6 protein-coding genes are annotated in these 7,421 nt (G+C 72.8%); 2 read left to right on the forward strand and 4 right to left on the reverse strand.

The window, feature by feature from the left end:
• On the reverse strand, nt 1-347 hold a 347-nt coding region (locus tag D471_RS33655; RefSeq protein ID WP_040689025.1), incomplete at its 3' end, for a hypothetical protein.
• A 103-nt stretch (nt 348-450) separates the two neighbouring features.
• On the opposite strand from D471_RS33655, the gene D471_RS0109360 reads away from it, so the two are divergent.
• The gene (locus D471_RS0109360) at nt 451-1,482 is read left to right on the forward strand and encodes a zinc-binding alcohol dehydrogenase family protein (protein WP_017598379.1); all 1,032 of its coding nucleotides are present in this window, start codon (nt 451-453) and stop codon (nt 1,480-1,482) included.
• Between the two features lie 23 nt (nt 1,483-1,505).
• Here D471_RS0109360 and D471_RS0109365 read toward each other — a convergent pair whose 3' ends face one another.
• Nucleotides 1,506-2,357: a universal stress protein gene (locus tag D471_RS0109365; protein ID WP_017598380.1), complete on the reverse strand. Its 852-nt coding sequence runs from the start codon at nt 2,355-2,357 to the stop codon at nt 1,506-1,508.
• Between the two features lie 196 nt (nt 2,358-2,553).
• Here D471_RS0109365 and D471_RS0109370 point away from each other — a divergent pair, with 196 nt between their 5' ends.
• Nucleotides 2,554-4,680, forward strand: coding sequence for a SpoIIE family protein phosphatase (locus D471_RS0109370; protein ID WP_017598381.1), 2,127 nt, complete (start codon nt 2,554-2,556; stop codon nt 4,678-4,680).
• A 31-nt stretch (nt 4,681-4,711) separates the two neighbouring features.
• On the opposite strand, the gene D471_RS0109375 is transcribed toward D471_RS0109370, so the two are convergent.
• Nucleotides 4,712-6,376 (reverse strand): hypothetical protein, encoded by a 1,665-nt coding sequence (locus tag D471_RS0109375; protein WP_017598382.1) that lies wholly within the window; start codon nt 6,374-6,376, stop codon nt 4,712-4,714.
• A gap of 93 nt (nt 6,377-6,469) precedes the next feature.
• A complete protein-coding gene (locus D471_RS0109380) occupies nt 6,470-6,841 on the reverse strand; it encodes a hypothetical protein (RefSeq protein ID WP_152486264.1) in 372 nt (123 codons plus the stop codon).
• Nucleotides 6,842-7,421: the final 580 nt, after the last annotated feature.

The following is a 7,421-nucleotide window of genomic DNA, read 5'->3' on the forward strand; positions in this document are numbered from 1 at the left end:
TGGAACACGATATCGACCCACAGCGCGGCGGCGCCCCCCACACCGGCCGACGGGCTCAGCACGGTGTACAGCCACGGGGAGCCGAGCAGGACGACCAGGCTCGCGAGGACGGCGACGGCCATCCCGGTGGACTGGGCGAACACCTCGCGGGCGTACCGCCAACCGAAGACCGCGACGGCGGCCGCGGCCCCCAGCATGAGGGCGTCCCACACGGTGAGCACCGTCAGCAGCCCTGGACCGGCCGCCGCGGGCGCGGAGACGAACAGCATCGAGGCGAGAAGATAGGCCAGGAGCGCCACGACGGCGACGACGGCGACGACGGCTCCGGCCCTGAGCAAGCGCGGCACGGGAACTCCTCCTCGGGCAGGGCGCGACCGGGTGGGAACGGCCTGACCCGACACTCGACTCATACCCGTTGACCTGGCCCGTCATCCGTGTTGGGCTCGCATCATGGACAGCTTCGTCCCCGTTGAGACCGACGCCTGGGCGGTCGGCGCCCCCGGACCGATCGACACTCGCCCGCTCCGCCGGGTGCGGCGGACGGTCGGACCGCCCACCGGGCGTCGGGTCGTGGTGCGGGTGCGGGTGTGCGCCGTCTGCCGGACCGACCTGCACCTGGCCGAGGGCGACCTGCCGCCCCGTGCGCCCGGCACGGTACCGGGCCACGAGGTCGTCGGAGACGTCGTGGCCGTCGGGGAGTCGGCGCGGCTCCTGACCCCGGGCACCCGCGTCGGCGTGGCCTGGCTCGCCTCCACCTGCGGCGAGTGCCGCTACTGTCGGCGCGGGGACGAGAACCTGTGCCCCGACTCCACCTACACGGGCTGGGACACCGACGGCGGGTACGCCCGGTACCTGACCGCCGACGAGCGCTACGTCCACCCCCTGCCGGAGGGGCTCGCGGACGGGACCGCCGCGCCGCTGCTGTGCGCGGGCATCATCGGGTACCGTGCGCTCGCCAGAGCGGAACTGCCCGGGGGCGGGACCCTCGGAATCTACGGGTTCGGGGCCTCGGCCCACCTCACGGCACAGGTCGCGCTCGCCGCCGGGGCCCGGGTCCACGTCATGACCCGCTCCGAGCGGGCACGGGAACTCGCGCTGCGGCTGGGCTGCCACTCGGCGACCGGAGCCCGCGGAACCCCGCCCGAGCCGTTGGACTCGGCGATCCTGTTCGCCCCCGTCGGCGACCTGGTCCCCACCGCCCTCTCGGCGCTGGACCGAGGCGGGACACTCTCGATCGCGGGGATCCACCTCACCGACGTCCCACCCCTGAACTACCAGCGGCACCTCTTCCAGGAGCGCACGATCCGCAGCGTCACCGCCAACACCCGTACCGACGCACGCGAGTTCCTCGCCCTGGCCGCCGAGCACCCGCTGACGGTCGAGACCACGCCCTACCCCTTCGAGCGGGCCGACCACGCTCTGGCGGACCTGGCCGCCGACCGGGTCGACGGCGCCGCCGTCCTGACCGTGGGAGACAGTTGACGACGGCTCCCGGGAAGCCGGGCTCAGACCCGATGGGCGACCAGGACCGGGCACGGCGCGTGGTGCAGCAGCGCGTGCGCGACCCCGCCCAGGGCCAGCCGGGCGAACCCCCGGGTGCCCCGGGCCCCGACCGCGATCATCCGCGCGCCCGCCGCGGCGTCGATCAGTGCGTTCGTGGGCTGCCCCCGTACGACCCGGCGGACCACCTCCACGTCCGGGAAGTCGGACAGGTGACGCGCCAGGACCGCGTCCAGGGCCGCCCCCTGCGTCTCGGACATCTCCTCGTCCACACGCGCCCACGGGCCGAGCCCGGAGGAGGAGAACACGGGAGGCGACCACGCCCACACCGCGCAGACCCGGTCACCGTGGTAGGACGCCGTACGCAACGCCGCCACCACGGCGCAGTCCGCGTGCCGGGATCCGTCCACGCCCACCACGATCCCGCTGGCCTCCGAGGCACTCCCCTCCTCCCCCACGACCAGCACGTATCCGGGGGCGTGCGCCGCCACCTGGTAGGCCACCGATCCGATCCGCATGCCGGGGAAACCGCCCCGCCCGCGGCTCCCGACGACGATGACGTCGAACTCCCGCCCGTGCCTGAGCAACTCCTCCGCGGGCGATCCGGTGACCACACGCACGTCGACGTCCAGGCCGGGCCAGTGCTCGCGCACGTACGCACCGGCCACATCAGCCGCCGCCACCGCCTCACGCTCCAACAGGTCCGAGGGCCAGCGCGACGCCGAATCGGCCAGGCCGACTTCGTAGACGGTCATCAGCGTCAGTCCGCCCGCCCGGTACACCGCTTCCCGGGCGGCGCACTCGACGGCCCGCAGACAGGGTTCCGAGCCGTCCACCCCTACCAGGATCGATCCCACGAGCGTCCCCTCCGTCGTCCTCGGTTCTCATCGTCTCCCGGGCACCGCGCGCCCGTCACCGCGACACGACGGCGCCCCGGACGTCGAACCCTACCCAGAAACGGCACACGTGGCCTCCCCTTTACCTACGACACGGCCACCGGCGCGTATCGTCGAACATGGGGCCGTGCCACTCGACGTGACATGGGGAGGGGCCGTGTCCGACACGACCGCGCGGCGTGAAGACACCTCAGACCGCGCACCGGGGCTCGGGGACCTGGGTGAGGAACTGCTCCGGACGATCCGGGCGGTGGGCGCCCACGCCGGAGCCGTCTACCTGTGCGAGCCCGACGACTCCACACTCGTGATGTCCGTGCTGTCGGGGGTGGCGCGCGACCTCGTGCGCTCCTGGTTCCGGGTCGCCCTCACCACCGGCCTCCCGGTCGCCGAGGCGGCCCGGGAGCGGCACCTGGTGTGGCTGCCGAGCGGCGAGGAACTGGCCCAGCGCTTCCCACGTGCGGCGATCACCGTTCCCTACGACTTCGCGACGATCGCCTACCCGCTGGTGAAGGACAAGGAGGTGCTCGGCGGGTTCTTCACGATCGGACGGTCCGACCGGCCGGGGTTGTCGAGCACCGAACGCCAGGCCCTGGCCGAGAACGCGCGGGCGATGGTCGACGTCCTGGAACGCGCCCGGTCCATGGGGCAGCCGATCCATCCCACGCCCTCGCCCTACATGCTGCGGCCCCCTCCCCAGTCCTCGGACCCCGGCGAGGCGCTCGCCGCACTGGTCGAGCGGCTGCCCGAGGGGATGTGCTCCCTGGACGTCAACGGCCGTGTCACCCTGGTCACCGACGCCGCGGCCAAACTCCTGGGCAGGCCCCGTGAGGAGATCATCGGCCACCGGCCCTGGACCGCGCTGCCGTGGCTCGACAACCCCGTCTACGAGGACCGGTACCGGGCGGCGGTGCTCAGCCACCGGTCGACGGAGTTCGTGGCGTTGTGCCCGCCGGACCACTGGCTGTCGTTCCGGCTCCACCCGGGTGAGACGGGTATCAGCGTGCTGATCGCCCCGACGGAGGTCGAGTGGGAGGGCGAGGAACCGCACGCCCGGCAGGCGCCGACCCGGGCCAGCGTGCTCTACCACATCCTCCACCTGGCCTCCGCGCTGACCGAGGCCGCGAGTGTCAACGACGTGATCGACCTGGTCGCCGACGAGATCGTCCCGGCGGTGGGCGCGAGCGCGCTGGCCCTGTTCACCAACGTCCACGAGCGGCGGCGGCTGCGCCTCATCGGCCAGCGGGGGTTCGACCCCGCGTTCGTGGCGGGCATCGACGGTGAGTCCGCCGACGCCAGCGCCCCCGCAGCCCGGGCGGCGACCACCGGTGTGCCCGGGTTCTTCCGCTCCCTCAAGGAACTGGAGATGGTCTATCCGTCACCTGACGTGCACGTCCAAAAGGACATGGAGGGATGGGCGTTCCTGCCGCTGGTGGCGTCGGGGCGCCCGGTCGGCGCGTGCATGCTCGGCTTCACCCGGCCGCACAACTTCACGGTGCAGGAGCGGGCGGTGCTCAACTCCCTCGGGGGCCTCATCGCCCAGGCGCTGGAGCGGGCCCGGTTGTACGACCTCAAGCTCGACCTGGCGCGGGGCCTCCAGGCTGGGATGCTCCCGCGCTGGCTCCCGCGGGTCGACGGGTTGGCGAGTGCCGCCCGCTACCTTCCGGGGACCGAGGGCATGGACATCGGCGGCGACTTCTACGACCTGATCCCGCTCAGTCCGGGCCGCGTCGCCGCGGTGATCGGAGACGTGCAGGGACACAACGTGACCGCGGCCGCTCTGATGGGGCAGCTGCGCACCGCGGTCCTGGCCTACGCGACCGCCCGGGACGGGCGTCCGGGAGAGGTGCTCACCCAGACCAACCGACTGCTGTGCATGATGGAGTCGGAGCTGTTCGCCAGCTGCCTCCTGCTGCGTCTGGACATGGTGTCCGGGCAGGTGTGCATGGCGCGGGCAGGACACCCCGAACCGCTGGTGAGCGGCCCCGGAGGGGGCCGTGTCCTGGAGTCGCCGGACGGGCTGCTGCTGGGGATCGACCCGGACGCCGAGTACCCGGAGACGGTGTTCGACCTGCCCACCGGTACGACGCTGGCGCTGTACACCGACGGGTTGATCGAGGCGCCGGGCAGCGATCTGGACGAGGCCAAGACGGAGATGGCCGAACGGCTCGCGACGCTCCATCAACTGCCGGTCGACCAGGCCGTCGACGAACTGACCTCCGACGTGAACGCCGTCGCCCACCGCAGGGACGACACCGCGCTGCTGCTCCTGCGCGCCATCCCGTGAGCGCGTGCGCCGGCGCCGCGGACGGCGCCGGTCAGCCCGCGCCGCCGCCGATGCGGCGCCGCAGCCAGTCCGGCGTGTGCTCGGCGTCGCGGGGGAAGTACAGGGCGTCGGCGACGTAGCCGGCGTCCCCGGGGTCGAGGCCGAAGGCGGGTTCGTCGTCGTAGGAGTAGCGCACGCGGTAACGGCCCGGGCGCGTGACGACGTACTCCGCACCGAACCAGGTGCCCCTACCCGGGGTGTACACGCCCTCCCGCAACCGGGACAGGGCGCGGTGCGCCCGGTACGGCCTCGGGAGCGGTGTGACCTCGCCGGACGGGCCGACCGCGCGGTACTCCACGCCCTCGTATCCCAGCAGGGTCCGGTAGGAGAGGCGGAGCTCGCGCCAGTCCTGGGGAGCCTGCTCGACGAGTTCCCGTCCGATCTCGACCAGGACCTCCTTCTGCTCGTCCGGGGACAGGGACCGGAGGGGGGCGCTGGGCGATCCGCCCGGCTCCACCGTGAGGGCGGGCGGGGACCAGCGCGCCTCCTCCGTGGCGAGACGCGCCCACTCCGGGCGCCATCGGGGTGCGCGTGCGCGCACCTCCTCGACGACCGTGTCGGGCCAGACCCGGCCGCCCGACGGATCACGTGGCGGGTGCCAGTGCGGCCAGTGGTCGTAGGCGCGGTCCACCTCCACGGTCTGCGCCGTGACGACCATCCGGACGAAGAACCACCGTCCGTGCTCGGGATGGGCCTCCGCCTCGCGCAGGGCCTTCAGGAGTGGGAGCAGGTCAAAGCCCATGACCTGCTCACCGGACTCCCTGGTGATCCGCCAGCTGGCCAGTGGTGAGTAAGTGAGCGTGGTGCCGGCGCCAGGGTCGAGCGCGTTGCCCCGGATCCAGTCCGCGACCCGGTCCAGCTCCGGGCTCGGCGCGGGGGTCGGCCGCTCCGTCTCCCCCGCGCGGCGCATCGCGTCACCGATGAGCAGCCCCCACTCGAAGTCACCGATGGCCCGAAGCGCGGGCCGTTCGGGCCTGCTGAGCCCGGCGGCCATGGCGGGGCGCTCCGTTCCCGGCGCCAGTCCGGTCCGCCGGGCGATGTCCATGGCGGCGTCCACGTCGTGCTCGTCGGGTGCGACGAGTTCGCGAACCGCCGTCACGTCAGCGCGGTCGATCGTTCCGGACTCCGCGCCGAGCAGCACACGCCGGACCGCCGCGCGCACGGCGTCGTGGGTCGCCTCCGACGACCGTCCCCTTCTCAGATGGTTCGTCAGAGCGGCCACGGCCTCGTCGGTGGCGACCAAGCCCCCGAGGAGGATCGCCAGTCCGTCGTCCTCCAGGTCGTCCGGATAGGGTGCGCGCGCCCACGCGCCGTCCCACCAGTAGACGAACCCGACCTGTTCGGCGGCCTCCAAACCGCCGACCCACTCCCAGGGCAGCCAGGCCGGGGCTCCCCGGAGCAGATCGAGGGAGTCCGGCAGGAGTTCGAGGGTGCCGCTGCACTCGTGGTCGTAGCCGACCAGGACGGCGCGGTTCCCCTCAACCCAGGTCAGACGCCAGGTGTTACCGCCGCCGTCGTCGTAGAACAGGATCCGCCCGTCGAGGCTCAGGGGGGTCCAGCAGCCGACCTCGGCCAGGGCCGCCATCGCCGCGGCGCGCGCCCACAGCAGGTGGGCAGGGGGGAGGTCGTCGGGGCGTCCGGGGTAGTGGAACGGCACGGGGACTCTTCCTGTCGTCGGTTCTCCGGGAAGAGTAGGGGCGCGGAGGGACAAACCGTGCGGACCCTTCCGTACCGTGGGCGGGGGCGGCCGTCAGTCCGTACGGGTGAACTCGAACGTGGCTCCGTCCGCGTTGTGGAAGACGTACTCGACCGAGTAGGTCATCAGTTCCGCGGACTCCCCGGGGCGCAGGGTGGCCGACTCCTCCTCGTCCCGGCGGGTGCGCTCCTCCTCCCGCTCCACGGTGACCTCGGCGCTCTGGTCGTCGGCGACCGCGATCTCGAACTCGAAGTCCACGCGCTTCGTGTCACGAAGGTCACCGGAGTACTGTGCGCCGACGACCACCACGGTGCAGTCGCCGTTGCGGCACTGTCGGCTGTTCATACCCGAGCAGGAGGTCGAGGCGAGCGCCACGAGGAGGGTCACGCCACAGGCGGCGAGTGCGCGCGGCTTCATGTCTGTCATGCCCTTCCGATCCGGTGCCGGGGGATTCCCGGTCGATGAGCGGGGCCAGGCTAGCAGCACGGGCGGGAACGCCATCTCACGAACGTCCGGATCTCAGCGCGCGATGACGGAAACGCGAAGCGCCTCCCCCTCATGTCCTGGGTGAGGGGGAGGCGCGCGGGGTTTCGACCGTCTCGGCGGCTCAGGGACGCTGCGGCGGACCGGTCAGGGGCGCCTTCACCGGCGCCGCCAGCCCGACGAACACCACCATCTCGTGACCGCCCGGGTTGGTCAGACGGGGCCGGATCTGCCAGTTGTTGGCCAGCCAGACGTTGCCGGACGGGTCGATCTGGATCCCCGTGTTCCGCAGGAGCGCGTCGCTGGTGTAGCCGGTCTCCGCAGGGGAGATGGATTGGCCGGTCCGGTGCCCGGGCGGGCAGGCGGAGGTGTCGGCGCCGCACAGGTGGGCCACCCGCTGACCCCCGAAGTTGGCGACCCAGACGTCGCCCTCCGGGTCCAGGGTGACGCCGTAGCCCGCACCGTAGACACCGCCGCCGGAGAACGGGGCGCCGGGAGCGGCCGACCCGCCCGGTGAGGGCGG

Origin of the sequence: Nocardiopsis lucentensis DSM 44048 (genome assembly GCF_000341125.1) — a bacterium.
Taxonomy (GTDB): domain Bacteria; phylum Actinomycetota; class Actinomycetes; order Streptosporangiales; family Streptosporangiaceae; genus Nocardiopsis; species Nocardiopsis lucentensis.